General features: G+C 65.8%; 23 protein-coding genes. 10 read left to right on the forward strand and 13 right to left on the reverse strand.

The features are described 5' to 3' along the window. Positions 1-233: 233 nt before the first annotated feature. Positions 234-1,904 (reverse strand): PQQ-dependent sugar dehydrogenase, encoded by a 1,671-nt coding sequence (locus C0R46_RS19285; protein ID WP_102961304.1) that lies wholly within the window; start codon positions 1,902-1,904, stop codon positions 234-236. Beyond that, entirely contained in the window at positions 1,897-2,355 is a 459-nt protein-coding gene (locus tag C0R46_RS19290) for a DUF2231 domain-containing protein (RefSeq protein ID WP_102961350.1), read from the reverse strand. Before C0R46_RS19290 ends, C0R46_RS19285 begins: the two co-directional genes overlap by 8 nt. 465 nt (positions 2,356-2,820) lie before the next feature. On the opposite strand from C0R46_RS19290, the gene C0R46_RS19295 reads away from it, so the two are divergent. Next, on the forward strand, positions 2,821-4,008 hold the full coding sequence (locus tag C0R46_RS19295; protein WP_245413685.1) for an acyl-CoA dehydrogenase: 1,188 nt from the start codon (positions 2,821-2,823) through the stop codon (positions 4,006-4,008). A gap of 62 nt (positions 4,009-4,070) precedes the next feature. On the opposite strand, the gene C0R46_RS19300 is transcribed toward C0R46_RS19295, so the two are convergent. The 10 genes from C0R46_RS19300 to C0R46_RS19345 all read right to left on the reverse strand — a co-directional run bounded on the left by C0R46_RS19300 (position 4,071) and on the right by C0R46_RS19345 (position 15,445). Further along, positions 4,071-6,029 carry a putative bifunctional diguanylate cyclase/phosphodiesterase gene (locus C0R46_RS19300; RefSeq protein ID WP_198598413.1) on the reverse strand — a complete coding sequence of 653 codons (1,959 nt, stop codon included), beginning with the start codon at positions 6,027-6,029 and terminating at the stop codon, positions 4,071-4,073. A gap of 167 nt (positions 6,030-6,196) precedes the next feature. Then, positions 6,197-7,096 (reverse strand): carbohydrate ABC transporter permease, encoded by a 900-nt coding sequence (locus C0R46_RS19305; protein ID WP_102961306.1) that lies wholly within the window; start codon positions 7,094-7,096, stop codon positions 6,197-6,199. A gap of 10 nt (positions 7,097-7,106) precedes the next feature. Further along, positions 7,107-7,958: a carbohydrate ABC transporter permease gene (locus C0R46_RS19310; protein WP_245413686.1), complete on the reverse strand. Its 852-nt coding sequence runs from the start codon at positions 7,956-7,958 to the stop codon at positions 7,107-7,109. Positions 7,959-8,123: 165 nt separating this feature from the next. After that, the gene (locus C0R46_RS19315; protein WP_102961308.1) at positions 8,124-9,437 is read right to left on the reverse strand and encodes an ABC transporter substrate-binding protein; all 1,314 of its coding nucleotides are present in this window, start codon (positions 9,435-9,437) and stop codon (positions 8,124-8,126) included. A 67-nt stretch (positions 9,438-9,504) separates the two neighbouring features. Next, the gene (locus C0R46_RS19320) at positions 9,505-10,572 is read right to left on the reverse strand and encodes an ABC transporter ATP-binding protein (RefSeq protein ID WP_102961309.1); all 1,068 of its coding nucleotides are present in this window, start codon (positions 10,570-10,572) and stop codon (positions 9,505-9,507) included. Positions 10,573-10,721: 149 nt separating this feature from the next. Then, positions 10,722-11,489: an SDR family oxidoreductase gene (locus C0R46_RS19325; RefSeq protein ID WP_102961310.1), complete on the reverse strand. Its 768-nt coding sequence runs from the start codon at positions 11,487-11,489 to the stop codon at positions 10,722-10,724. Between the two features lie 353 nt (positions 11,490-11,842). Next, positions 11,843-12,610: a hydroxypyruvate isomerase family protein gene (locus tag C0R46_RS19330; protein ID WP_102961311.1), complete on the reverse strand. Its 768-nt coding sequence runs from the start codon at positions 12,608-12,610 to the stop codon at positions 11,843-11,845. Continuing rightward, positions 12,607-13,590 carry a D-erythronate dehydrogenase gene (denD, locus tag C0R46_RS19335; RefSeq protein WP_102961312.1) on the reverse strand — a complete coding sequence of 328 codons (984 nt, stop codon included), beginning with the start codon at positions 13,588-13,590 and terminating at the stop codon, positions 12,607-12,609. Before denD ends, C0R46_RS19330 begins: the two co-directional genes overlap by 4 nt. Before the next feature lie 331 nt (positions 13,591-13,921). After that, complete coding sequence (gene derI, locus C0R46_RS19340; RefSeq protein ID WP_102961313.1) at positions 13,922-14,383, reverse strand: D-erythrulose-4-phosphate isomerase; 462 nt, start codon at positions 14,381-14,383, stop codon at positions 13,922-13,924. Positions 14,384-14,443: 60 nt separating this feature from the next. Further along, on the reverse strand, positions 14,444-15,445 hold the full coding sequence (locus C0R46_RS19345; RefSeq protein WP_102961314.1) for a sugar-binding transcriptional regulator: 1,002 nt from the start codon (positions 15,443-15,445) through the stop codon (positions 14,444-14,446). Positions 15,446-15,774: 329 nt separating this feature from the next. Between C0R46_RS19345 and tkt the strand changes: the two genes are divergently transcribed. The 3 genes from tkt to fba all read left to right on the forward strand — a co-directional run bounded on the left by tkt (position 15,775) and on the right by fba (position 19,765). Continuing rightward, positions 15,775-17,775, forward strand: a complete 2,001-nt coding sequence (gene tkt / locus C0R46_RS19350; protein ID WP_102961315.1) for a transketolase — start codon at positions 15,775-15,777, stop codon at positions 17,773-17,775. A gap of 116 nt (positions 17,776-17,891) precedes the next feature. Then, positions 17,892-18,656, forward strand: a complete 765-nt coding sequence (locus C0R46_RS19355; RefSeq protein WP_102961316.1) for a triose-phosphate isomerase — start codon at positions 17,892-17,894, stop codon at positions 18,654-18,656. 44 nt (positions 18,657-18,700) lie between these two features. Then, positions 18,701-19,765 (forward strand): class II fructose-bisphosphate aldolase, encoded by a 1,065-nt coding sequence (gene fba, locus C0R46_RS19360; RefSeq protein WP_102961317.1) that lies wholly within the window; start codon positions 18,701-18,703, stop codon positions 19,763-19,765. Between the two features lie 87 nt (positions 19,766-19,852). Here fba and C0R46_RS19365 read toward each other — a convergent pair whose 3' ends face one another. Next, complete coding sequence (locus C0R46_RS19365) at positions 19,853-20,257, reverse strand: DoxX family protein (protein WP_342586525.1); 405 nt, start codon at positions 20,255-20,257, stop codon at positions 19,853-19,855. Between the two features lie 289 nt (positions 20,258-20,546). On the opposite strand from C0R46_RS19365, the gene C0R46_RS19370 reads away from it, so the two are divergent. From C0R46_RS19370 to cysW, 6 genes are all read left to right on the forward strand, one after another. Further along, positions 20,547-21,935 (forward strand): sensor histidine kinase, encoded by a 1,389-nt coding sequence (locus tag C0R46_RS19370; RefSeq protein ID WP_102961319.1) that lies wholly within the window; start codon positions 20,547-20,549, stop codon positions 21,933-21,935. Between the two features lie 8 nt (positions 21,936-21,943). Continuing rightward, positions 21,944-22,333, forward strand: coding sequence for a response regulator (locus C0R46_RS19375; RefSeq protein WP_102961320.1), 390 nt, complete (start codon positions 21,944-21,946; stop codon positions 22,331-22,333). Positions 22,334-22,734: 401 nt separating this feature from the next. Then, positions 22,735-23,187 carry an RrF2 family transcriptional regulator gene (locus C0R46_RS19380; RefSeq protein WP_102961321.1) on the forward strand — a complete coding sequence of 151 codons (453 nt, stop codon included), beginning with the start codon at positions 22,735-22,737 and terminating at the stop codon, positions 23,185-23,187. Positions 23,188-23,302: 115 nt separating this feature from the next. Next, on the forward strand, positions 23,303-24,313 hold the full coding sequence (locus tag C0R46_RS19385; protein ID WP_102961322.1) for a sulfate ABC transporter substrate-binding protein: 1,011 nt from the start codon (positions 23,303-23,305) through the stop codon (positions 24,311-24,313). Between the two features lie 35 nt (positions 24,314-24,348). Then, a complete protein-coding gene (gene cysT / locus C0R46_RS19390) occupies positions 24,349-25,200 on the forward strand; it encodes a sulfate ABC transporter permease subunit CysT (protein ID WP_102961323.1) in 852 nt (283 codons plus the stop codon). After that, complete coding sequence (cysW, locus tag C0R46_RS19395) at positions 25,190-26,080, forward strand: sulfate ABC transporter permease subunit CysW (protein WP_102961324.1); 891 nt, start codon at positions 25,190-25,192, stop codon at positions 26,078-26,080. The genes cysT and cysW overlap by 11 nt, the downstream gene beginning before the upstream one ends. Positions 26,081-26,085 lie beyond the last annotated feature (5 nt).

Here is a 26,085-nt window from a genome sequence, read left to right on the forward strand (position 1 = left end):
CCGAAAGAGGCGGCTGATGGCCGGCAGAGTACGCAAGCCGGAGCGCGTCGTAAACGGACGCTGGGCGGGCCTTTCGTCGCTCGCGAGCGACGCAGCGGCTTCTTGATCATGGTGCTTGAGCCAATGCAGGACGGAAACTCACCCGCAACACGAACGTCGGTGCCGCGGCCCCGATAAGGGCTGACGTGGTCAGCCACGGCGACCCATCGGACGGATCGCCGTGGCCGGTATCGTCAGGGATTGGCCGCCGGCGCCGGCTGCGCCTCGACGGCGGGCGCGATCTGCGTCTGCGCCGGCTGAGGCGCTGGCGCCGACGGCTGGGCATCCGCGACCGCCGGCGGCTGGCCGGTCACAGGCTCGTCGCTGGAAGGCGCCGGAGCGGCCGATCCGCCCGTTGCCGGCGCCGCGTTTGTCTGCGGTGCCGGGGCAGCCGGAGCTGGCGAAGCAGGCGGCTGTGCAGCCGCTGCACCGCCGGGTGCGGGCGCCGCAGCGGCAGGCGCCGGGGTTGTCGCGGCACCACCTTGCGGAATCTGGTCCGTCGCGATCGGCTGCGGCGAGATCGTGCCGTCGGCAGCCGCGACGCGCCAGACCGTGTTGCCGGCATCATCGGCGACGAGCAGCGCGCCGGTGCCGTCGATGCCGACGCCGACCGGGCGGCCGCGCGCCTTGTCACCGTCGATGAAGCCGGTCACGACGTCCTGTGCCTTGCCGTTCGGCTTGCCGTTCTCGAACGGCACGTAGGACACCCTGTAGCCGTTGAAGGCGGTGCGGTTCCAGCTGCCGTGCTCGCCGATGAAGGCCCCGTTGGCGAAAGGCTGCGGCAGGGCAGAGCCCTTCGAGAAGGTCAGCCCCAGCGCGGCGACGTGACTGGACAGCGCGTAGTCCGGCGGACGCGCCGACTTCACCATGTCCGGTCGCGGCGGATGGACCCGCTCGTCCACATGCTGGCCGTAGTAGCTCCAGGGCCAGCCATAGAAGGCCCCCTCCTGCACCGAGGTCATGTAGTCCGGCACGAGGTTGGGGCCGAGTTCGTCGCGCTCGTTGATCACCGCCCAGAGGGCGCCGCTCTCGGGATTGAACGTCAGCCCATTCGGGTTTCTGAGACCTGAGGCGTAGACGCGTGCGGCACCCGTCTGGCGATCGACCTGCCAGATCGCCGCACGGCCCTTTTCCGCCTCCAGCCCGTTTTCGACGATGTTGGAGTTCGAGCCAACCGAGGCATACAGGAATCGCCCGTCCGGGCTGAGCGCCAGATCCTTCGTCCAGTGGTGGTTGATGGGCCCGCCCGGCAGCGGCGTCAGGACGCGCGGCGGGGCGGAGATGCTGGTCTGCCCCAACTCGTAGGGATAGGCGAGGATGGCGTCCGCCGCCGCGACATACAGCGTGTTGTCGGCGAAGGCGACGCCGAACGGCGAGTGGAGGCCGGTCAGGAGATCGTGCCGCTCGTCTACCGTGCCGTCGCGGTTCGTATCGCGCAGCAGCGTGATGAGATTGCTTTCCTTCTTCGGCTTGCCGCCATCGCCATGGGCGATCGACATGATCCAGCCACGGATGAAGTCCTTGGGCCGCGAGACTGGCTCGCTGTTCGGCCCCTGCGACTGCACGACGAGGACATCGCCGTTCGGCAGCGTATGTACGGTGCGCGGATTGGCGAGATCCTTGGCGTAAGGCGTGATCGTCAACCCGTCCGGCACGGTCGGCGTCTCCCCGTCCTTCCAGCCGATGACTTCGGCGACCTTCAGGTCGGGAATGAGCAGGGGTGCGGGGTCAGGCAGGACGGGATCCGGCCCGATCTGGCTGGAAAGATCGAAATCGCCGCCACTATCGCTGCAGCCGGAGAAGGTCAGGAGGGCGGCAGTGCCGGCCAGCGCGAGGCCGATGGTGCGCAGGGACGTGTCAGCCATAGGTGCGCACTCCTTCGATATGGGCGGCATGCCGGTGCGCGACGACGCGTCCGATCCAGGCAGTGGCGAGCATCAGCACAACGGTGATGGCAGACAGGATGAGCCCGTTCGGCACCACGGCCGTCCAGCCATCGCCGGCATGCACGAAGCTGTTGAAGAGGGCGAGGATGAGAACGATCAGGCCGCCGACTGCATAGGGCCAGACGGTGCTGCGGTCGCGATCGTGCGACAGGAAGAGCAGCCCGAGGATCCCGGTCACCACGGCAATCCCGCCGACGACAAGTCCAGCGAACAGCAGCCAGGCCGAGAAATTCTGCCACATGAGATTGGCGCTGCCCCAGAAGGCGAGGTCGGTCGCCAGCGTGAGCGTGAAGCAGACAAAGGGGAAGGCTACGAGCATCGTCTGCAGCGAATAGCCGGGCGAAGAATATCGGTGATGGGGTGGGCGCATCGAGAGGGTCTCGGCATCGGATGAGTGCATGGGGCCTATACGGCGTCGACCGTCGGCGGTTCCCGAGCAGTCGCATCTTTGTGCGGACTTTCATCCGCCGGCCACGGCCGAAACGCCGGGACGCGAGACCCTCAGCTCCGTTTGTTCAAGGTCAGCCTTGCATAAGGCCCCTATGCTACCCATCTAGGTGCGGTGCAGCGCGTCCCTCGTTGACGGTTGATGCGCCCCGGCCTGCTTCTCGTCCGACCACGGATGTACTGGCGAGAAGAGAAGTGTGGCCGCACATCTCTGATGAGACGCGGAGCCGTTGGGTGAGATCCCCAGCGGCTTTGTCGTTTTTGCTCCCCGGTTCCATGCCGCCTCATCCCCCGCTCGCCATGTGACCTCCGGGATGATTGAGCTCTGGCGGCGATCCCGCTAACTCCTCTTCGAAAGCCGCCATGCGGCCGCCAGGAGATGTGCGAAATGTCGGCCTACGCTCTGTTCGTCTGGGACGATCCCTTCCGGCTCGATGACCAGCTCACCGAGGACGAGCGGATGATCCGCGACACGGCGAGCGCCTATGCCGAGGAGCGGCTGCGCCCGCGGATCGTCGACGCCTATGCCAACGAAACGACTGACCGCGCCATCTTCAACGAGATGGGCGAACTCGGCCTCCTCGGCGTCACGCTGCCGGAAGACTATGGCTGCGCGGCCGCGTCCTACGTCTCCTACGGGCTCGTCGCCCGCGCCGTTGAGCGGGTGGATTCCGGCTACCGGTCGATGATGTCGGTGCAGTCGTCGCTGGTGATGTACCCGATCTATGCCTATGGCAGCGAGGATCAGCGGCGGAAGTATCTGCCCAAGCTCGCCAGCGGCGAATGGGTCGGCTGCTTCGGCCTGACCGAGCCGGATGCCGGCTCCGATCCCGGCGGCATGACGACGAAGGCCGAGGTCGTCTCCGACGGCTACCGCCTGTCCGGCGCCAAGATGTGGATCTCCAATTCCCCGATCGCCGACGTCTTCGTGGTCTGGGCGAAGTCGGCGGCGCATGACGGCGCCATTCGCGGTTTCATCCTTGAGAAGGGCATGGCGGGCCTGTCGGCGCCGAAGATCGAGGGCAAGCTGTCGCTGCGCGCCTCCGTCACCGGCGAGATCGTCATGGACGGCGTCGTGGTGCCGGAGGAGAATCTGCTACCGAACGTCTCAGGCCTGAAGGGCCCGTTCGGCTGCCTCAACCGTGCCCGCTACGGCATCTCCTGGGGCGCCATGGGCGCGGCGGAGGACTGCTGGCACCGCGCCCGATCCTACACGCTGGAGCGTACCCAGTTCGGCCGGCCGCTGGCGCAGACTCAGCTCGTCCAGAAGAAGCTCGCCGACATGCAGACGGAGATCGCGCTCGGCCTGCAGGCGTCGCTGCGCGTCGGTCGCCTCTTCGACGAGGGTCAGGTCGCGCCGGAGATGATCAGCCTCGTGAAGCGCAACAACTGCGGCAAGGCGCTCGCGATCGCCCGCGAGGCCCGCGACATGCATGGCGGCAACGGCATCATGGGCGAGTACCATGTCATGCGCCACGCGCAGAACCTGGAGACGGTGAACACCTATGAGGGCACGCACGACGTCCATGCGCTGATCCTCGGACGCGCGCAGACGGGTCTGCAGGCCTTCTTCTAGGATGAATGAATGCAGACCGTTCGGACGCCTGTCATCGCGCCCGGATCGTCAAGCCTCAGACGTCAGCCGGTCGCGGCCCTCTCGTCACGGGCCTCGATCCAGGAGGCGCATTGCCCCGCCGGCATCGGCTGCGAGAACAGATAACCCTGCGCCAGCCGACATCCGAGCGCCTTGACCTCAGCCAGTTGCTCGCCGCTCTCGACGCCCTCGACGATACAATCGAGCTTCAGGTCGCGGCAGAGCCCGACAATCGCCGTGACGATGTTGCGCCCGGACGGGCTGGTGAGATCCGCGATGAAGCTGCGGTCGATCTTCAGCCGGTCGATTGGCAGACGATGCAGGTAGCCGAGGCTCGAATAGCCGGTGCCGAAATCATCGAGAGCGACGCGCACGCCGAAGGACCGCAGGAGGCCGATCGCTCGTGCCGCGACCTCGAAGTTGCGCATCACTGCAGTCTCGGTCAGTTCGAAGGTGATCCGCCCCGGTTCGACGCCGGAGCTGCGGATCGCCGTGATCAGACCGAGCACAGTTTCCGAACTGGTGACGTCGTGTGCCGAAAGATTGAAGCAGAGCTTGATCTGGCCTGGCAGCTCGCTCCAGTCGGCCAGAGCCTTGCGGAACAGCATCAATGTCAGCCCGCTGATCAGGCCTGAGCGCTCGGCAACGGCGATGAAGACATCCGGGCTGATGCGGCCGAGGGTCGAACTGTTCCAGCGGGCCAGCGCCTCGACGGAGACCACATGGCCGCTGACGATGTCGACGATCGGCTGGAAGTGGACCTCCATCTCCTCGCTGATGGTTGCGGACTGCAGCGCCGTCTCGATTGCCCGATCAGCTCGAATGCGGATCTCGTGCTCGATCGAGAACACGGTCGCCTGCCCCCGTCGCTGCGACTTCGAATGGTACAGAGCATAGTCGCAGCGATCGAAGAGCGTCGGCGCGTCATCGCCGGCGTCGGGAAACACCGCCAGCCCGCATGAGCCGCCGAGCACGATCTGCACGTCGTCGATCTCGAACGGCTGCGCCAGCAGATCGCAGAAGTGCTGGCCGAGCGTCTCCGCCGCCGCCTCGTCGACGTCATCGGCGATCAGCAGGCCGAACTCGTCGCCGCCGAGGCGGCAGACCGTCACGCTGCCGCCGGCCCCATGCACCATGCGGACCGCAACGTCTGCGAGGAGTTCGTCGCCCAGGATGTGCCCGTAGGTGTCGTTCACCGGCTTGAAGCGGTCGAGGTCCACGAGGCCGACGGCGAAGCGGCGTCCGTCGGCACGCGAGCGCTCGATCATCCGCTCCATCTGCGCGAAGAAGTAGCGCCGGTTCGGCAGCCCGGTGAGGCTGTCGGTCTGCGCCAGCCGCGCGTTCTCTTCGCTGAGCGCCTGCGTCTCGGCGCTCTTGGCGGCCACGTCGACCTGCGATTCCACCAGCTTGGCGAAGCTCTGGAAGCTGTACAGCACCACTTGGATCATGACGCAGGTGACGAGAAAGATGTTCAAGGCCATCGCGAAGAAGACGGGGTCGTCCAGCGTCAGGTAATGGACGAGATAGGGCACGGTCACGATGGCGGTGACGACGAGCGCGGCCTGCGGCAGATGCGTCAGGCAGAAGATGCAGCCGATCACGGTGATGGCGATGTAGAGCGCCACATGTCCGCGCTCATAGGGGCCGCCGTAGCGATCGAGCGCGAGAGACCAGGCGATGAACGCGATCGAGATGACGCCTGCCAGCACGACCGTGCGCCGGAGCTGACGTGCGATGAGGGCGGGATCGTCCGGGATCGACCGCTGCGAGAGCCACATGACGATACGGATGCCGCAGACCGAGAAGAGCACGCTGACGACGCCGACGCTGAGGTAAACCGGCGCGAACTCGTAATGCGTGAAGGCGACGGCGCAGGCGTTCACCATCAGCAGCGCATACATCAGCGGCACCTGCCGCTGCAGTTCGGCATACTGGGCGCGCAGCAGTTCAGGGCTTGCCTGTGAGAGGCTCAGCAACGCGAACAGTTTGGTCGGCTTCGGCACAGCGAACTCGTTGTTCGATATATCTCCTATCTTACACTAGAGATGCGAGCCTTAATCTAACGTTGCGGCATCGATCACAGCTCGCGTGATCAGAGGCACCACACAAGGTGCCGAACGCCGGCCCTGCCCTTGCGGAGTGCTCGCCGGACGCAGCGGCGAGTGAGATATCACTCCTTCACGGCACCCGTCATGGACGAGACGTAATAGTCGACGAAGAAGGAATAGAGGATCACCACCGGCAGCGATCCCAGCAGCGCGCCGGCCATCAGCGACCCCCATTCATAGACGTCGCCGCGCACGAGCTCGGTCAGCACGCCGACCGGTACGGTCTTGTTCTCCGACGACTGGATGAAGGTCAGCGCGTAGATGAACTCGTTCCAGGCGAGCGTGAAGGCGAAGATACCAGCCGAGATCAGGCCGGGCACCGCCAGCGGCAGCACGATCTTGGTCAGGATCTGCCAGCGCGTTGCCCCGTCCACCAGGGCGCTCTCCTCCAGCTCGAAGGGGATGGAGCGGAAGTAGCCCATCAGCAGCCAGGTGCAGAATGGGATGAGGAAGGTCGGATAGGTCAGGATCAGCGCGAGGCGCGAATCGAAGATGCCAACCTGGAAGACGATGAACGCGAGCGGGATGAAGAGGATCGACGGCGGGATCAGATAGGCGAGGAAGACGAGAAGCCCCGTCACCCGTGCGCCGGTAAAGCGCACCCGCTCGATCGCATAGGCCGCGAAGACCGACGCTGCGAGCGCAATCACGGTGGAGCACACCGCGACGATCACGGTGTTCCACAGCCAGCCGGGATAGGACGTCTCGAACAGGAGATACTTGATGTGGTCGAGCGTCGGCCGCACCACCCAGAACGGGCTATAGGTCTCGTAGTTGGTCAGCTGGTCGTTCGGCTTCACCGCGGTGATCGCCATCCAGTAGAACGGAAACAGCAGCACGAACAGGAATGCGGCGAGCGGCAGGTAGATCACCAGGATCTTCCGGGCCAGCGTGTCGTGATGCGACATGCCGACGATGTCGTCACTCGGATGGGTGGCCTCGGTGGCGGTGCGAACGGTCATGGGAGGGACCTCAATCCGATCCGCCCTGCTGCCAGCGACGCCGCTGCAGGCCGAAGAAGGAGAACAGGATGGCGGCGAGCAGGAACGGCACCATGGCGACCGCGATCGCGGCGCCCTCGCCGAGTGCTCCGCCCGGTATGCCGCGCTGGAAGGAGAGCGTTGCCATCAGATGCGTCGCATTCACCGGCCCGCCCTTGGTGAGCACGTAGATCAGCTGGAAGTCGGTGAAGGTGAAGAGCACCGAGAAGGTCATTACGACGGCGATGATCGGCGTCAGCAACGGCAGGGTGATCGAGCGGAAGCGCTGCCAGGACGTCGCGCCGTCGAGCGCAGCCGCCTCGTGCAGCGAAGCAGGGATCGTCTGCAATCCCGCCAGCAGGGAAATCGCCACGAAGGGAATGCCGCGCCAGACATTGGCCGCGATCACCGACAGCCGCGCATTGGTGGGGTCGCCGAGGAAGTTGATCGGCGCGCTGATCAGGCCGGCCTTCATCAAGACGAAGGAGATGATCGAGAACTGGGAATCGTAGATCCACCAGAAGGCGAGCGCCGATAGGACGGTCGGCACCACCCAAGGCAGGAGGATGATCGCCCGGAAGAAGGTCTTGAACGGCAGATGCTCGTTCAGGATGATCGCCAGCCAGAGGCCGAGAACGAATTTCAGCACCGAGGCGACGGCCGTATAGACGACGGTGTTGAACACCGACATCCAGAACACCCGGTCGTGCCAGAGATATTCGTAGTTCTCCAACCCGATGAAGATGCCGGGCCGCCCGATCATCGTATCGGTGAAGCCGAGCCAGACGCCGAGCCCCAGCGGGTAGGTCAGGAAGCACAGGAGAAACAGCGCTGCCGGCAGCATGAAGAGCAAGCCGAGCCCGTTGCGGCTCTGCGACAGGCGCTCGAAGAACGAGGCCTTGGTGCCGGCCGGCGGCGAAGCGGTGGAAACGGACATGGCTGAACCCTTGGGCGCGGAAGCGGGGCGCGCCCGCCGTGAGCCGGCGGACGCGCGAGGGTCATGGAGGCGTCAGACGCGGTAGTAGCGGTTGGCGCGGCGCTCGGCGTTGGCGATCGCATCCTCCGGCGAGGACTGGCCGGTCACCGCCTCGGCGAACATGTCGACGAGGACGTAGTCGGCCATGGTGCCGGCAGACGCCGCACCCAGCGGACCTGCATAGCCATTCGGCCGCAGCGTCTCCGACGCTCTCGCATAGGCGGCATGGATCGGGTTCGACGTCCACACCGGATTGTTGGCAAGCCCCTTCAGCGGCTGGCAGCAATAGGCGCTGGCGCCCTGGATCCAGGCATTCATGTTGTCCGGCTGGTACATGAACTGGAGATAGGCCTTCGCCGCCTCGGGATACTTGGTGTGCTTGAACACCGAGATCGTCGAGGTCTGGGCCAGCTCGACCGACTTGCCCACGGGCCCGATCGGGAAGTTGGTGGAGCGCATGTCCTTGGCCATTTCCTGCGTCGCAGGATCTTTCAGCGCGGCGTAGTAGACCGAGACGCCGTTGGCGATCAGCGACACCTGCCCAGCCAGGAAGGCGCGATTGTTGTTGACGTCCTGCCAGCTCTCCGTGCCCGGAATGAAGGTCTTGTAGAGCTCCATGGCGTATTTGACGGCCGCAAGCGTCTCCGGACTGTTGATGACGACCTTGCCGCTCTCGTCGACCATCTGGCCGCCATGGCTCCACAGCAGCCAGTGAGCATAGTTGTTGCCGTCGCCCACCGCCTTGCCGTGCGGAAAGCCCGCCGGTGTTCCCTTGGCCTGCATCGCCTTGCAGAGTTCCAGGAAGCCCGCCGTGTCTTTCGGGAATTCGCTGAAGCCCGCTGCCTTCACGTGGCTGTCGCGGTAGACGACCGCATTGCCGATGGCGCAGAGCGGCAGGGCGATGAACTGGTCGCCGCGCTTGGCATAGCCTTCCAGACCGGCATACCAGCCGCCATTCGCCTGGCCGATCGAGGTGCCGAGGTCGGTCAGGTCGACGAGCTTGTCGGGATATTGCTGCGGATCGTCGAACCAGCTCATCACCATATCCGGCCCGGAGCCGACATTGGCGGCAACAGCGGCCTTCGGGCGCACGTCCTCCCAGCTTTCCTTATCGATGCGCACTTCGACGCCCGTCGCATCGGTGAACTTCTTGGTATTGGCGAGCCAGGCCTCCTCCTCGGCCGGGACGAAGGGCACCCAGCGCAGGAGCCGGAGGCTGGAGCCCTCTTCCGGCTTGTAGGTGGGCGCGGCGGCCTGCGCGAAGGCATTGCCGCCGGCAAAGGGCCCGGCGAAGGCCGTGCCGGCAAGACCGGCCGTGCCGGCGAGGAATGTTCTGCGGTTGATCATTGCTGCTCCTCCCGGGGCTCGTTGGCGTGCAGCGTTCGGGGCCCCGATGCCCGTCGCCGTCATGTTGCTAGGCAGCCGTGATGCGGCGTCCGTCGGCAGCGTCGAAGAGGTGCGTCGCCGCCGGATCGATCGAAACCGGCATCATCTCGCCGGGCCGGACCGAGACGCGCTCGCGAAAGACGCAGGCGATCTCCGCCGCACCGAGCCGGCCGATCACCTGGCTCTCCGAGCCGGTCGGCTCGATCACGTCCACCTGGATCGAAACGGAGCCGCCGAGTTGGATCGCCTCCGGCCGCATGCCATAGACGAGGTCGCGGCCGGTAAGGTCCGGACGGGGCCGGCCGAGCGGCAGCACGACGCCGTCGCGGGTGACGAAGCGTGAGGGATCCGCCGAATCGACCCGGCCATGGAGCATGTTCATGGCCGGCGAGCCGATGAAGCCGGCGACGAAGAGATTGTCCGGCCGGTCGTAGAGTTCCAGCGGCGCGCCGATCTGCTCGATCCGGCCGTCCTGCATCACCACGATCTTGTCGGCCATGGTCATGGCCTCGATCTGGTCGTGGGTGACGTAGATCGTCGTCGTCGTCAGGCGCTGGTGGAGGCTCTTGATCTCCGTGCGCATCGAGACGCGCAGTTTGGCGTCGAGGTTCGACAGCGGCTCGTCGAACAGGAAGACCTGCGGATCGCGCACGATGGCGCGCCCCATGGCGACGCGCTGGCGCTGACCGCCGGACAGCTGGCGCGGAAAGCGGTCGAGATAGGCCGAGAGACCGAGGATCGCCGCCGCCGGCTTCACCCTGTCCTCGATCTCCGATCGGCTGGCGCCTTTCAGCTTCAGCGAGAACGCCATGTTGTCGGCGACCGTCATATGCGGATAGAGCGCATAGTTCTGGAACACCATCGCGATGTCCCGATCCTTCGGCGGCACGTCGTTGACGACGCGGTCACCGATGCGGATCTCGCCGCCGGAAATGTGTTCCAGTCCCGCGATCATGCGCAGCAGCGTCGACTTCCCGCAGCCGGACGGACCGACCAGGATCACGAACTCGCCGTCTTCGATCTGCACATCCACGCCCTTGATGACGGGATGCGCGCCGAAATACTTGCGCACGTCGACAATATCGACGGATGCCATGCTGGACCTTCCTCCCTTGTGCAGCCGCCGGGCGTTTGCCTCGTGTCGGCCACGGCCGCACCGGAAGACCGGTGCAGCGTCATCGTCTCATCAGCTCGTTTCGCTCCAGCCCCGCCTCCTCCAAGGCCGGACCCGAGCGCTTGCCCTCCTCAGCCTCGACCGACGAAGGGCATCTTGGTGGCCATGATCGTCATCGACAGGACGTTGGCGTCGAGCGGCAGCGCCGCCATTGACACGACCGCCTGCCCGACATGGCTGGGATCCATCGTCGGCTCCGGCGCGACCCTCCCATCCGCCTGCAGCACGCCGGCCGACATGGCGGACGTCATCTCGCTGGCGGCATTGCCGATGTCGATCTGCCCGCAGGCGATGTCGAAGGCTCGTCCGTCGAGCGCCGTCGCCTTGGTCAGGCCCGTGATCGCATGCTTGGTCGCGGCATAGGGCGCCTGATTGGGGCGCGGCGTCGTCGCCGAGATCGAACCGTTATTGATGATGCGCCCGCCGCGCGGCTCCTGTGCCTTCATCATCCGGAAGGCAGCCTGCGTGCACAGGAAGGCGCCGGTGAGATTGGCGCCGAGAATCGTATTCCACTGCTCGAAGCTGATCTCCTCGAGCGGGATGGGCGGCGTGTTGACGCCGGCATTGTTGACAAGAAGGTCGAGGCGCCCGAAGCGCCGGCCGATCTCTTCGAACAGTGCGCCGACGGAATCCGGGTCGGTGATATCGCAGCAGAGGGCCACCACGCGCCCGTGGCCGGAGCGGATCGCAAGCGCCCGTGCCGCGCTCTCCAATACGTCGAGCCTGCGGCCGCAGATCACCACCTGCCAACCAGCCTGCGCGAGTGCGCTGGCGATCGCCTTGCCGACGCCGGTGCCGCCTCCGGTGACGAGGGCAATGCGGGAACGCGCGTCACTCATGCTGCACTCGGTACGGCGGCGGAACGACTCGCGCCGGACGCTGTCCCGAGCCCGACGGACCCGAGACCCGGAACCGCAATGCGGTCCGGCAATGACGCCCCTGCATTCTCCATCCATCCTCCCGAAGGCTTTCGCCGCCGACGGCGCACCATCCTCCTGGTGCATCGTCGCCCGTGTCGCGGTCAGCCTCTCCTCCTGGAAATCAGCTTGCACGACATCAGCGAAGCCATGCAAGCACAAATAGTATGACTATACCAAAGTCTGATTGAAGTCAGAGACTTGCAATAGAAGACACCGTCCCGGCCGGTGACGGGGACCAAAACTCGACAACGCTGATGATAACGATGGCCGTCCTACAAGGCGAAGTCCATCATCCAGCGCAGACCGTCCTCGGTGCGGCCGCGCGGCCTGTATTCGGCGCCAATGAAGCCATCGTAGCCGGCGGCATCGAAGGCGGCGAGCAGACGCGGATAAGCCACTTCCCCCTCGTCCGGCTCGGCACGGGACGGGACCGCCGCGATCTGCACATGGCCAATGGCGGCTTGATGTCGCTCGAAGCGGGTCAGGAGATCACCCTCGGTGATCTGCGTATGGTAGCAATCGAACATGATCTTCAGCTCGGGCCTCGCCAGCCGCGCGACGATCGCTGCCGCCTGTTCGACGCTGGACAGGAAATAGCCCGGCACGTCGCGTCCGTTGATCGGCTCGATCAGGACGGTTCGGCCCGAGCCTGCGGCGAGATCGCAGGCAAAGCGGAGATTGGCCTCGAAAACGGCGCCGCCTCGTTGGTCGTCGCCGGCCCGGCCCGCCATGACATGCACGGCCTGTGCCCCGATCGCATCGGCATAGGCGAACGCCTCCTCGATCGCCGCGCGCGCTTCCGCTTCGCGCCCCGGTACCGCGGCGAGACCGAAGTCGCCCTCCTCCGCGCCTTTGCGGGTGTTGAGGCCCAGCATCGGCAGGCCTGTCTCGATGAGGGCCGCGCGCACGGCGCCGGCATCCTCGTCATAGGGCCAGTGGCATTCCACGGCAGCGAACCCGGCATCCTTGGCGCGCCGGATCGCGGCGGGCAGGTCGAGTTCGCGCCAGAGAAAGCCGAGATTGGCCGAGTATCTGATCATGCAGTCCGTCCCATTTCGTCTTCCAGGTAGACACGGATGATCTCGTCGAACGAGGTTTCCGCGCGAAAGCCGAGCCCGGCGGCTCGGCTTGCGTCGAAGTCTGTAGCCCAGCCGGAGACGATGCGCGCGATCGTCGCGTCGGATTCGCGGCGGATCAGCCGCAACGCCTCCCGTCCGGCGATGCGGCCGAGCGCCTCGATCTCCTCGCCGACGGTGGCGGAAAGGCCCGGCATGGAGAGATTGCGGCGCGGCCCGATCGCATCACCATCAAGCGTTGCGGCATGCAGGAAGAAGCCGACCGCCGCGCGTGGGCTGGCGAACCAGTGCCGCACGTCCTCCGACACCGGCAGCACCGCCTCCTGCCCGTTGATTGGCTCGCGCAGGATGTTGGAGAAGAAGCCCGATGCCGCCTTGTTCGGCCGGCCGGGCCGGATGCAGATCGTCGGCAGCCGGATGCCGATCCCGTCGAAGAAGCCGCGGCGCGTATAGTCCGCCAGGAGCAGCTCGGCGATCGCCTTCTGCGTGCCGTAGCTCGTCAGCGGCGTCAGATGAAATTCATCCGGAATCCTGGCCGGGAACGGCGCCCCGAAGACGGCGATGGAGGAGGCAAAGAGGACGCGCGGCCGGTAACCGTCCTGACCGTTGGCGATCCGGATCGCCTCGAAGAGATCGCGCGTACCGTCGAGATTGATGCGGTAGCCTTTCTCGAAATCGGCCTCGGCCTCGCCGGAAACGATGGCCGCGAGATGCACCACGAGATCCGGGCGCCCCTCGATCAACCGCGCCGCCGTGCCCGAGACCGAGACATCGGCAGCCTCCGTCCTCACGGCAATACCGGCGCCAGCGGGCGCCTCCGGCTCGACCACGTCGACGAGATGCAGAGCCTCGACCGCCTCGTCGCCGATACGACCGTCGGCGGCCATTTGCGCCGCCAGCTTGCGGCCGATCATGCCGGCTGCACCAATGATGAGAACTTTCATGCCGGCTGCCGCCCTCCCAAGCGCCGGCCGGCAGCTCCGAACCAGCGCATGACGGTTCGGACCGTCGGCGCGGTCATATCAAGACGTGTCGTGGCCTCATTCATCCTCCCGAGGCCGCGCCGTCGCGGCCGTGATGAAGGAGCACCGGACACGCTTTGGCAAGCCTCGAGGGAGACGCCGTCAACCGCCGCGCGAACACCGGACCTGTCGAAGCGGGAGGCGGAGCGCCCTCGCCTGGCTCGTGCGCCGAGCGTCAAAACGAAAAAGGCGCCCGACATCGGGCGCCCTGGTCGTCTTGGTGATCTGCGGCAGCAAGCACGCAAAGCACCATTCAGCAGGCGTTGTACTTGCGGTCCAGCGCGTCGATCGCGTCGACATTCGGGCCTGACGAGCTCTTCGGATCGAAGTCCGATTCCAGGAACTTGTCGACGATCGCCTTGGCGAGCTCGGGCCCGATCACCCGCGCGCCCATGGTGATGATCTGGGCGTTGTTGCTCTTGGCGGCGCGCTCGGCCGAATAGGTGTCGTGCGTCAGCGCGGCGCGGATGCCCGGCACCTTGTTGGCCGAGATGCAGACGCCGATGCCCGTGCCGCAGCACAGGATGCCGCGATCATATTCGCCGCTGATGATGGCGCTGGCGGCGCGCTCGGAGGTCGTCGCATAGCGCTCGTCCTTGGCGTCAGCGGACGGGCTGCCGCTTGCAACGGTGATATCCGTGCGCTTCTTCAGATGCTCGATGATGGCGGCGGCCAGCGGCTCGCCGGCACTGTCGCCGGCCACGATGATCTTCATGTCGCATCTCCTCGGTTGGTGCGGAATTGCTGCTCATATGCACACGAGCATGTCAAAGGTTCAACCCTTGGGCACCTCCGTGGGTGCATCCATTGCATCCGCGGGGCCGGTGGCGGCATCCAGCGCCAGCAGCGCCTGCGCGCTCGCCAACGGCAGCGCCGCCACATCGACGACGCCGGTGCGCAGCGCGCCGAGCAGCGCCATGGTCTTGGAGGGCTCGGCCGCGATGGCGATGGCCGACGGAATGGCCCGGATGTCCTGGAGCCGCAGCCCGACCACGCGCCCGCCCAGGATCTCGTTGCGCTCGCGCCCGTCGATATCGAAAAAATCGTAGCCCATGAGGTCGCCGACGACGCCGGCGGCGCGCGCCTTCAGGATCTCCTCGCGCTTAAACCAGCCCATCCGCACCATATGGCTGTCTTCGCCGAGGTCGCCGACGCCTATCAGCGCGAAGTCGGCATTCCGGGCGATGTCGAGTGTATGCTTGACGGTCTGATTGCGCATCAACGCGTCGCGCAGCTCGCGATCGGGCACATATGCTGGCGCATAGAGCGTCTCGGCCACGCCGCCGAAGCGCGCGGCCAGCTTGCGGCAGATATGATCGGCGTTCCACGGTTCGCCGGCCCGCAGCGCGCCGCCGGTGGCGCAGACGAAGGTGCCGAGCCTCAGCGTCGGAGCACCCAGCGTGTCGGCGACCGCCGCGACGTTGCGGCCCATGCCCACCGCGACGCTGGCGCCATCGTTCAGGTGCCGCTCCAGATAGCTCGCGACAAGCCCGGCCACGGCCCGGCGCTGCTCCTCGGCATCGGCGTAGTCGGCGGCAATCAAGGCGGTCGTCAGGCCAAACCGCGCGCGCAGCCGCCGTTCCAGCTCTTCCGCTATGCCGGAAGGCACGTGGATGCGCACCTCGACGATACCGTCGTCCTTAGCCTGGCGCAGCAGCCGCCCGACCTTGACGCGCGACAGGCCGAACTCGGCGGCGATCTCGGCCTGGGTAGCGTCGCCCTCGTAATAACGGCGCGCAATGGCGGCGAGAAGATCGTGCCCGTTGCCTGCGTCCACGTGGATCGTCCTGACAGCACGTCCGTGCCTGGCTGTCGCTCGGCTGCACGCCGGATCACACGATCACAGCTGCGACATCATCTGATCAGATGTTCTGGCGCCGATCAATTGCGCATTTTCGCCCGTCGGTCATTGATCCCCTCCGGCGGTCCGTGCTTTAGCTGTGGGGAATGTCATTGGCGCAAGGGTCGTGCGCGGCACGATCCGGCAAAGCGACTGCAAATCGGTGGGCACCGATCATCGGAACGGATGGCAGGCGAAACGCCGCCGTCGCCCATCGTATCGCCCGCCTCTGGCGCGGCTGCAGTCACGAAGGAGGAGGAGACCCCATGCAGGATTCAGCCGAGATCACCGGTTCGACGGACGCCGCCACTGTGCGCAAGATGGCGAGCGGCATCCGCTTCCTGTCGATGGATGCCGTCGAGAAAGCCAAGTCCGGCCATCCCGGCATGCCGCTTGGTATGGCCGATGCGGCGACCGTCCTGTTCAGCCGCTTCATGAAGTTCGACGCCAGCCGTCCGCATTGGCCGGACCGCGACCGTTTCGTTCTCTCCGCCGGCCACGGCTCGATGCTGCTGTATTCGCTGCTGCACCTGACCGGCTACAAGGACTTCCCGATCGAGGAGCTGAAGCGCTTCCGCCAACTCGGCGCCAAGACTGCCGGCCATCCCGAATACGGCCATGGCGAAGGCATCGAGACCACCACCGGTCCGCTCGGCCAGGGCATCGCGACCGCCGTCGGCATGGCGCTCGCCGAGCGGATCCTGGAAAGCCGCTTCGGCTCGGAGCTCTGCTCGCACTACACCTATTCGATCGCCGGCGATGGCTGCTTCATGGAGGGCGTCAGCCAGGAGGCGATCTCGCTGGCCGGCCACCTGAAGCTCGGCAAGCTGATCGTCCTGTGGGACGACAACCGCATCACCATCGACGGCGCGACCGACCTTTCGACCTCGGAAGAGATGCGCCTGCGCATGGAAGGCGCCCAGTGGGACTATACTGCCGTCGACGGCCATGATCCGGACGCCGTCGCCGCCGCCATTGAGGCGGCGCGCAAGACCGACAAGCCGAGCCTGATCGCCTGCCGCACCACCATCGGCTTCGGCGTTGGCAAGAAGGCCGGCACCTCCGGCGTCCATGGATCGCCGGTTGGCGCGGAGGGCATTGCCTTCGCCCGCGAGTCGCTTGTCTGGGCGCATGAGCCTTTCGTGCTGCCGGACGATGTCACCGATTTCTGGAAGGCCGTCGGCAGCCGTGGTGCCGCCGAGGCGGAGGCTTGGGAGAAGCGGCTCGCCGCTTCCGACAAGGCCGCGGAGTGGAAGGCCATCATGGCCGAGGGCTTCGATGGCGACCTCACAGCTGTCATCGGCGAGGTGAAGCGCAAGCTGGCGACCGAGCCGAGCGTTGCCACGCGCAAGGCGAGCCAGAGCGTCATCGACGCCATCAGCGCCGCGTCCAAGAAGATCATCGGCGGCTCGGCAGATCTCTCCGGCTCCAACCTGACCAAGGCCGGGGGCGCCAAGCCGATCACGCCGAACGATCCGAACGGCAACTACATCTATTACGGCGTTCGCGAGCACGGCATGGCTGCCGTCATGAACGGGCTGTCGCTGCATGGCGGCTTCATCCCCTTCGGCGGCACCTTCCTCTGCTTCAGCGACTATGCGCGCCCTGCCATGCGACTGTCGGCGCTGATGAACCAGCCGGTCGTCTACGTCATGACGCATGATTCCATCGGCCAGGGCGAGGACGGCCCGACGCACCAGCCGATCGAGCATGTCGCCTCGCTGCGGGCGATGCCGAACATGAACGTCTTCCGCCCGGCCGACGGAGTGGAGACCGCCGAGTGCTGGGAGCTCGCCCTCCAGGAGACGCGCACGCCCTCGACCCTCGTTCTGACGCGCCAGAACGTGCGCACGCTGCGCACCGACGAAGGTGAGAACCGCTCCGCCAAGGGCGGCTACGTCCTGTCGGCCCCGCATGGTGAGCGCCAGGCGACGATCCTGGCCACCGGCTCGGAGGTCGAGATCGCCGTTGCCGCCAAGGACAAGCTGGCCGAAGAAGGCATCGCAGTCGCGGTCGTCTCGCTTCCGTCCTTCGAGCTGTTCGCTCGTCAGTCGAAGAGCTATCGCGACGAAGTGCTCGGCACCGCGCCGCGCATCGCCGTGGAGGCCGCCAGCCCCTTCGGCTGGACGCGCTACGTGGAGAGCGAGGACGATGTCATCGGCATGAACGGCTTCGGCGCCTCGGCGCCTGGCCCGGACCTCTACGAGCATTTCGGCATCACGCCGGACGCCGTCGCTGCCAAGGTCAAGGCCAAGCTCGCAAGCTGACGGGCCTAAGCGGCGGCGCTCGGTGCCGCCGCTCCACTCACGCTGCGCCGGCCCAGCGTGAGCCCCCGCTCCTGCCGCAATCGATCGATGGCGGCCTTCATCCGGACGAGGCATTCATGGGCAAGCGGCCCTTTATCGGCACCAGCTGGAAGATGAACAAGACGCGGGCCGAGGCTGACGCCTTTTGCACCACGCTCGCTGCCTCGCCTTGGGCCCAGTCCGATGCCGCGTCGCTCTTCGTCATCCCGCCTTTCACCGTCCTCTCCCGCGTCTCCGACGCGCTGGACGGCACGCGCGTCACCGTGGGCGCGCAGAACGCCCACTGGCAGGACGCCGGCGCCTGGACCGGCGAGATTTCGCCGCTGCAGGTGAAGGACGCCGGCGGCCGGCTGGTCGAGATCGGCCACAGCGAGCGCCGCACCTTCTTCAACGAGACTGACGAGACGGTGTCGCTGAAGACCGCCGCCGCCGTCCGTCACGGCCTCATCGCGCTCGTCTGCATCGGCGACACGCGCGAGGAGTACGAGGCCGGCGAGACCGCTGCCGTGCTGAAGCGCCAGACCGAGGCCGCGCTCTCCAGGGTTCAGTGGCAGGACGGCGCCACGGTGATCCTCGCCTATGAGCCGGTCTGGTCGATCGGCGAAGGCGGCACGCCCGCCGACCCCGGCTTTGCCGACGAGCGTCAGGGCGAGGTGAAGGAGGTCGTCACCGGCCTTCTCGGCCGCCCGCTCCCGGTTCTCTACGGCGGCAGCGTCAACCCGACGAATTGCGTCGATCTGGCCTCCCGCCAAAACATCGATGGCCTCTTCATCGGCCGCTCCGCCTGGCAGGCGGAGGGTTATCTTGGCATCGTCGAATCCGTCACATCCGCCCTCGCCTGAGGCAGCACCGCCGCCCGCACCCCCACGTACAGGACGACAGCTCCATGGCCCTCATCACCCTCCGCCAGCTCCTCGACCACGCCGCCGAGTACGGCTACGGGGTGCCTGCCTTCAACATCAACAATATGGAGCAGGGTCTCGCCATCATGGAGGCGGCGAACCTCACCCACTCGCCTGTCATCCTGCAGGCGAGCCGCGGTGCCCGTGCCTATGCCAACGATCTCATCCTCGCCCGCCTGGTCGAGGGTCTCGCCGAGATGCACCCTGACATCCCGATCTGCATGCATCTCGACCACGGCAACAACGAAGCGACCTGCATCACCGCCATCCAGCACGGCTTCACCTCGGTGATGATGGACGGCTCGCTGAAGGAAGACGGCAAGTCGCTCGCCGACTACGCCTACAATGCCTCGATCACGCGCAGGGTCGCCGACATGGCGCACTGGTGCGGCGCCTCGGTCGAGGGTGAAATCGGCGTTCTGGGTTCGCTGGAAACCGGTGCCGGCGAAGCAGAAGACGGCCACGGTTTCGAAGGCACGCTCGGCCACGACAAGCTCCTGACCGATCCGGACGAGGCGGCCCGCTTCGTCGAGGACACCCATGTCGATGCGCTCGCGGTAGCCATGGGCACCTCGCACGGTGCCTACAAGTTCTCGCGCAAGCCGGATGGCGAGGTCCTCGCGATGAACGTCATCGAGGCGATCCACCAGAAGCTGCCGAACACCCATCTTGTGATGCACGGATCCTCCTCCGTTCCCGAGGAACTGCAGGAGGTGTTCAACCGCTATGGCGGCGAGATGCCCCAGACCTGGGGTGTTCCGGTGGAGGAGATCCAGCGCGGCATCCGCCACGGCGTGCGCAAGGTCAATATCGACACCGATTCCCGTCTGGCGATGACCGGGGCGATCCGCAAGGTGCTGACCGAGAACCGCGGCGAGTTCGATCCGCGCAAATATCTGCGCCCGGCGATGGACGCGCTGCGCAGCCTTGCGGCCGAACGCTTCGAGCAGTTCGGCACGGCCGGGCATGCCGGCTCGATCAAGCCGATCGCGCTGGCCGACATGGCCAAGCGCTACAAGAACGGCAGCCTGAAGGTCTCGGCCGCCTGAGTGGGAGGGCGCCGTCCCCGGCTGCCGCGCCCGTCTATCGCCGGCGTCCGGGGTCGGCCGCTGCCGGCCTCTCGACAGCGGCGCGGGTCAGCGCCGCTGATGTGCCGCCAGGATCGAGACGACGATCAGGGCGCCGATCATGCCGACATGCTCCGTCGCCGTGTGAAAGGCGATGGTGCGAAACGGCTCCTCCGGGATGCTCCAGAAATGGTGGACGACCGGGATCGTCAGCGCGGTAAACACACCGAGCGCGCCGGCGCCGAGCCAGGTCAGGCGGTTGAGGATCACCAGAATCGACCCGCCGATCTGCACGATGATGACCGCGATGTTGAAGGCGGCCGCCGGTTGCAGACCGAACTGCGCCATCTCGGCGACACCGCCATTGAAATCGATCAGCTTGGCAAGCCCACTGCCCCAGAACGGGAAGGTCAGGAGGATGCGAGCGGCGGCGGCGACAACCGGCGCACGCAGGAGCGTGTTGATCGCAGACACAGGAGATATTCCCCAACGGAAGAAAGGCGGCGCGAGCCATAGCGAGCAGCCGCATCACTTGCAAGCGAGCGGACACGCCCTTCCTTCAGCAGCTGAACAAGCTCTGCGCCGGTGCCGCTCATCTGCCCTCGCCCCGAGGCGCGTCGGCAAGACGGCCCCTGAAAATCCTCGCGAAGTTGTGAGTCCGGCATTAGCTGCCTCAGCATTGACATGCTCGCCACGCACGCCACGGCTTTGTATGACGGTCCCGGCGTAGCGGTTGCGATCGCCTTTGTCCCGTTAGATCGCGATGCCGCAGTCCCGAATTTTCGATCGCATCCTCCTCAAGGCGCTGCATCTTCCTCTCAAGGGGCTGTACGGGCTTGCCTTGGTGATCGCTGCCGTGGTGGCAACTGCAGCCTTTCGCGCCGCCTTCGTCACCGATCTTCTTCCTTATCTCTTCTTCATGCCCGTCATCCTGATCGGCACCTTTCTCGTCGGCCCGGCGGCTGGGGTGACGGCGATCCTGCTGTCGGCGCTTCTCGCGGGTCAGTCGCTCTCGGCGACCAACGATCCGTTTTCTCTCACCGGCAAGCAGTGGGCGGCGCAGACGCTCTTTAGCCTGGTCAATCTCGGCATCGTCTTCCTGGCCGTACAGCTGCGCCGCACCATGCTGGTGCTGGAGCGGGTTGCCGAGGAACGCCGCTGCGCTCTTGAGAATCTCGGGCGACAGACGGGCGAGCGCAGCCGGCTGGCAACGATCGTTGAGCAGAGCCGGGAGTTCATCGGCTATGCCGACCTCGGTGGCCGTGTGCAGTTCGTCAACGAGGCGGGACGTCAGCTGGTCGGCCGCGCCAACGCTGACGGTCAGGCCGAGATCGCCGACTACTTCAAGGAGCCGGACCGCTCCCGCTTCCGATCGGAGATCCTCCCCGAAGTCGCAAGGTCGGGGCTTTGGTCGGGTGAGGTGACGCTGCGCCATTTCGGCACGGGCGAGGCGCTGCCGGTGCGCTTCACCATCTTCCCGCTCGTTGACGACGCCGATGCCCGGATCGGCTACGGCACGATCATAACCGATCTGCGAGCGCAGAAGGCCGCGGATGCCCAGCGCGAGATGCTGACGCGCGAGTTGGCCCATCGGATGAAGAACACGCTGGCGATGGTTCAGGCCATCTCCGCCCAGACCTTGCGGTCGGCGCGGACGATGGAGGAAGGCCGCGACGCCATTGCCAGTCGTCTGACGGCCCTGGCACGGGCTCAGGATATCCTCACCCATACGAGTTGGGAAAAGGCCGATATCGTCGAGGTCGTGAATGCCGCCATCGAGCCGCACCGCGGCGATGCCGGCCACGTCACGATCAGCGGACCGCATCTCGATCTCCAGACGCAGCGGGCGCTCGGCCTGTCGCTGGCGATCCACGAACTGGCCACCAATGCCGCAAAATACGGCGCGCTGTCGGTGGAAGGCGGCCGCGTCGACATGTGTTGGTCTGCGGACGGTAACTTTTTTCGATTTGAATGGATCGAAACCGGCGGTCCCACCGTTGAGATGCCTAGTGCCCGGGGTTTCGGCTCGAAGCTCATCGAGCGAATCGTGGCGGCGTATTTCGACGGGACCGGGCGGCTCGAGTTCGATCCCTCTGGCGTCCGGTTCATACTCGAAGGCGCGCTGGGTCCCGGTAGTGAACAGAAGGCATAGCGTAGAGTATGGGTCAGTCGTTCGCTCACGCGAGCTATGCCGTGCTTGTCGTCGAAGATGACGCGCTTCTCCTGGCAGAAGCGGTGGACATGATCGAGGACGCCGGCTTCATCGCCTATGAGGCGCGCAATGCCGACGAGGCGATCCGAAAGCTGGAACGCCATTCCGAGATCCGCGTGCTCTTCACCGATGTGGACATGCCGGGATCGATGGACGGACTGAAGCTTGCCCGCGCCGTGCGCGATCGCTGGCCGCCGGTGACGATCATGGTGACGTCTGGACATGTGGACGTGGGGGAGAACGATATGCCCGAGAACGGGCTGTTCTTCGCCAAGCCGTACCCTCCGGCATCGGTGATGAAGGCGCTGAACGGCATCGCGGCTGAAATCGGCAACTGATCGGGCCAGGGCCTGCAGCATCGATGGGCCTGCCGTGGAGTTCCGCTGGTAGGTCCACGCCGGAATTATTTGACGCCCGTGCCGTCCCGATCGTCGCGTGTGGACGGCACCCTCTCCCCTCACTTGATGGCCTCGTAGAGGCATGTAGCGAGCGCGTCAGCGTCGCCCTCGTCAGCGACCGGCACGATCGGGCGCCTGTGTCCGACACGCCGAAGCGCGGCTCGCCATCATCCATCGGTCCGCGCCTCGCCCTCGTCGCCCTGCTCTTCCCGTGAGACGCGAAACCGCCCGATGTCGGCTCTGCACCGCATCCATCAACGGTACTGGCCCTTCGAGGCATGAACCTCTATATCATACCTACTGAGTAGGAGTTATTTGCGTTCAGATCGGCGTGCTCTGGAATGATTTCGCAAAAAGCCAAATACGCCCTCCGCGCCTTGATCGCCTTGGCCGAGATGAAGACGGCGTCGGTCTCGGCGGCCGAACTGGCACAGTCGGAACGCATCCCGCGCAAGTTCCTCGAACAGATCCTCACCGAACTGAAGCGCGAAGGCATCGTCCAAAGCCGCCGCGGCGCCACCGGCGGCTACAGTCTGCTGATGCCGGCCGACACCATCACCTTCGGGCGGATTCTGCGTCTGATCGACGGCCCTATCGCACCTTTGCCCTGCCTCAGCCGCACGGCCTACCGGCGCTGCGAGGACTGTCGCAGCGAATCCGCCTGCGGGGTGCGCCGCGTTTTTGCCGACGTTGCCATTTCGGCGCGGGCTGTCCTGGACGGCGCCACGATCGCGGATGCCCTGACGGACCCGAGCTTTCTCGTGCAAAACCGCCTCATTCCGGAACGGGCTTGAGCTTTGTCGCAGCCCATCGGATGCTGCCGTTTCGATGGTGAAAAGATGGCGGATTGACAAAGTCCATCGGATCGATAGGTTTTCAATTCCCATCAGCTCGGTAGGATTAAAGATCATGATCCGGCTTGTTCGCCTCGCGGCGCTAGGTGCCTCGCTCCTCCTGGCCGGACCGGCCATGGCACAGACGACGCTCCTCAACGTCTCCTATGATCCGACGCGTGAACTCTACAAGGCCTATAACACGGCCTTCGCAGCGCACTGGAAGGCCGAGACCGGCGAGGACATCGTCCTGCGCCAGTCGCATGGCGGCTCCGGCGCGCAGGCGAGAGCGGTGATCGACGGGCTCGATGCGGACGTCGTGACGCTGGCACTCGAGGCCGACATCGATGCCATCGCGAGCAAGACCGGCAAGATCCCTGCCGACTGGCGCAAGCGCCTTCCCAATCTCAGCGCACCCTATACCTCGACCATCGTTTTCCTGGTGCGCAAGGGCAACCCGAAGGGCATCAAGGACTGGGGCGACCTCATCAAGGACGGCGTCGAGGTGATCACGCCGAACCCGAAGACCTCCGGCGGTGCACGCTGGAACTATCTCGCAGCCTGGGCCTATGCCGAGCAGCAGTCGGGCGGCGACGAGGCCAAGACCAAGGAATTCGTCGGCACGCTCTTCAAGCACGTCCCGGTGCTGGACACCGGCGCGCGTGGTTCCACCACCACCTTCGTCCAGCGCGGCATCGGCGACGTCCTGCTCGCCTGGGAGAACGAGGCCTTCCTTGCCCTCGAGGAACTCGGCCCGGACCAGTTCGAGATCGTCGTGCCCTCGCTTTCCATCAAGGCCGAGCCGCCGGTCGCGCTCGTCGATGGTAATGTCGACCAGAAGGGCACCCGCAAGGTCGCTGAGGCGTATCTCGAATATCTCTATTCGAAGGACGGCCAGACCATCGCGGCCAAGAACTTCTACCGGCCATCCAAGCCTGAGCTGGCCGACCCGGAAGATCTGAAGCGCTTTCCCGACGTAAAGCTCGTCACCATCGACGATCCGCTCTTCGGCGGCTGGGCAAAGACGCAGCCTGCTCACTTTGGGGATGGCGGCATCTTCGACCAGATCTATAAGCCTGCGAACTAGACCGCTTTCGCAAGCTGCCAGACCTTAGGAGTTTCATGGCCACAGCCGCCCTGTCGCGGTTCAGGCAGCCGAGCGTCATCCCGGGCTTCGGGTTGGCGCTCGGCTTTACCCTGGCCTATCTCAGCCTCATCGTTCTGATCCCGCTGGCTGCGCTGATCGTGCGCAGCGCCGGGCTCGGCTGGACCGAATTCTGGCGCCTCGCCACCGACCAGCGCACCCTCTCCGCCCTGAAACTCAGCTTCGGGGCGTCGGTCATTGCGGCAGCGATCAACACCGTCTTCGGCATGATCCTCGCATGGATCCTGGTGCGCTATCGCTTCCCCGGACGGCGAATCGTCGATGCGATCATCGATCTTCCCTTTGCGCTGCCGACGGCTGTCGCCGGCATTGCCTTGACCGCTCTCTACGCGCCGAATGGCTGGATCGGCCAATGGGCGACGCCGCTTGGCCTGAAAATCGCCTATACGCCGATCGGCGTCGTGATCGCCCTGACCTTCGTCAGCCTGCCCTTCGTGGTGCGGACCGTGCAGCCCGTTCTGGAAGAGATCGACACGCAATATGAGGAGGCTGCCGCAACGCTCGGCGCCGGCCGTCTGCAGGCGGTGATCTCCACCGTCCTACCCTCGCTGCTGCCGGCGCTGATGACCGGCTTTGCCCTGGCGCTTGCCCGCTCCGTCGGCGAATATGGCTCGGTGATCTTCATCGCCGGCAACATCCCCGGCGTATCGGAGATCGCCCCGCTCCTCATCGTCATCCGGCTGGAGGAGTTCAACTATGCCGGGGCGACGGCGGTGGCGGCACTGATGCTCGCGATCTCCTTCGCCATGCTGCTGGTCATCAACCTCATCCAGGCCTGGAGCCGCCGGAGGTTTGGTCATGGTGCTTGATCCATCGCTCCAGGCCGGCCGCGACAGGCCGCGCAAGCATCTGCGCGCGGCGACCACCGAAGCGCCCGCGGTCCGCTGGACGCTGATCGCGATCGGCCTCCTATTCCTGGCGGTGTTTCTCCTGCTGCCACTCGCCGCGGTGTTCTACGAGGCGCTGCGCGGCGGCGTTGCCGCCTATGCCGAGGCGATCACCGACCCGGACGCCATGGCCGCTATCCGGCTGACGCTGCTGATCGCGGCGATCTCCGTGCCCTGCAACCTCGTCTTCGGCCTTGCCGCGGCCTGGGCAGTCGCCAAGTTCGAGTTCAAGGGCAAGAGCCTGCTCGTTACGCTGATCGACCTGCCCTTCTCGGTCTCACCGGTGATCTCGGGCCTCGTCTACATCCTCCTCTTCGGCAGCCAGAGCCTGCTCGGGCCGTGGCTGGCGCGGCATGGCATCGGCATCGTCTTCGCCGTTCCCGGCATCGTACTGGCAACGATCTTCGTCACCTTCCCCTTCATCGCGCGCGAGCTGATTCCGCTGATGCAGGAGCAGGGCACCGGTGAGGAGGAGGCGGCGATCTCGCTCGGTGCCAGCGGCTGGAAGACCTTCCTTCTGGTGACGCTGCCGAACGTGAAATGGGGGCTGCTCTATGGCGTTCTGCTTTGCAATGCCCGCGCCATGGGCGAGTTCGGCGCCGTGTCGGTGATCTCCGGCCATATCCGCGGCGTCACCAACACGATGCCGCTGCATGTCGAGATCCTCTACAACGAATATGCCTTCTCGGCCGCTTTCGCCGTCGCCTCGCTGCTGGCGCTGCTGGCCTTGCTGACGCTGGTCCTCAAGACTGCGCTGGAATGGCGCTTCGCCGACAACATCGTCGCCGCGCGCGGCCACTGAGGTTT

This window comes from Mangrovicella endophytica, from assembly GCF_002893625.1.
GTDB lineage: Bacteria > Pseudomonadota > Alphaproteobacteria > Rhizobiales > Rhizobiaceae > Mangrovicella > Mangrovicella endophytica.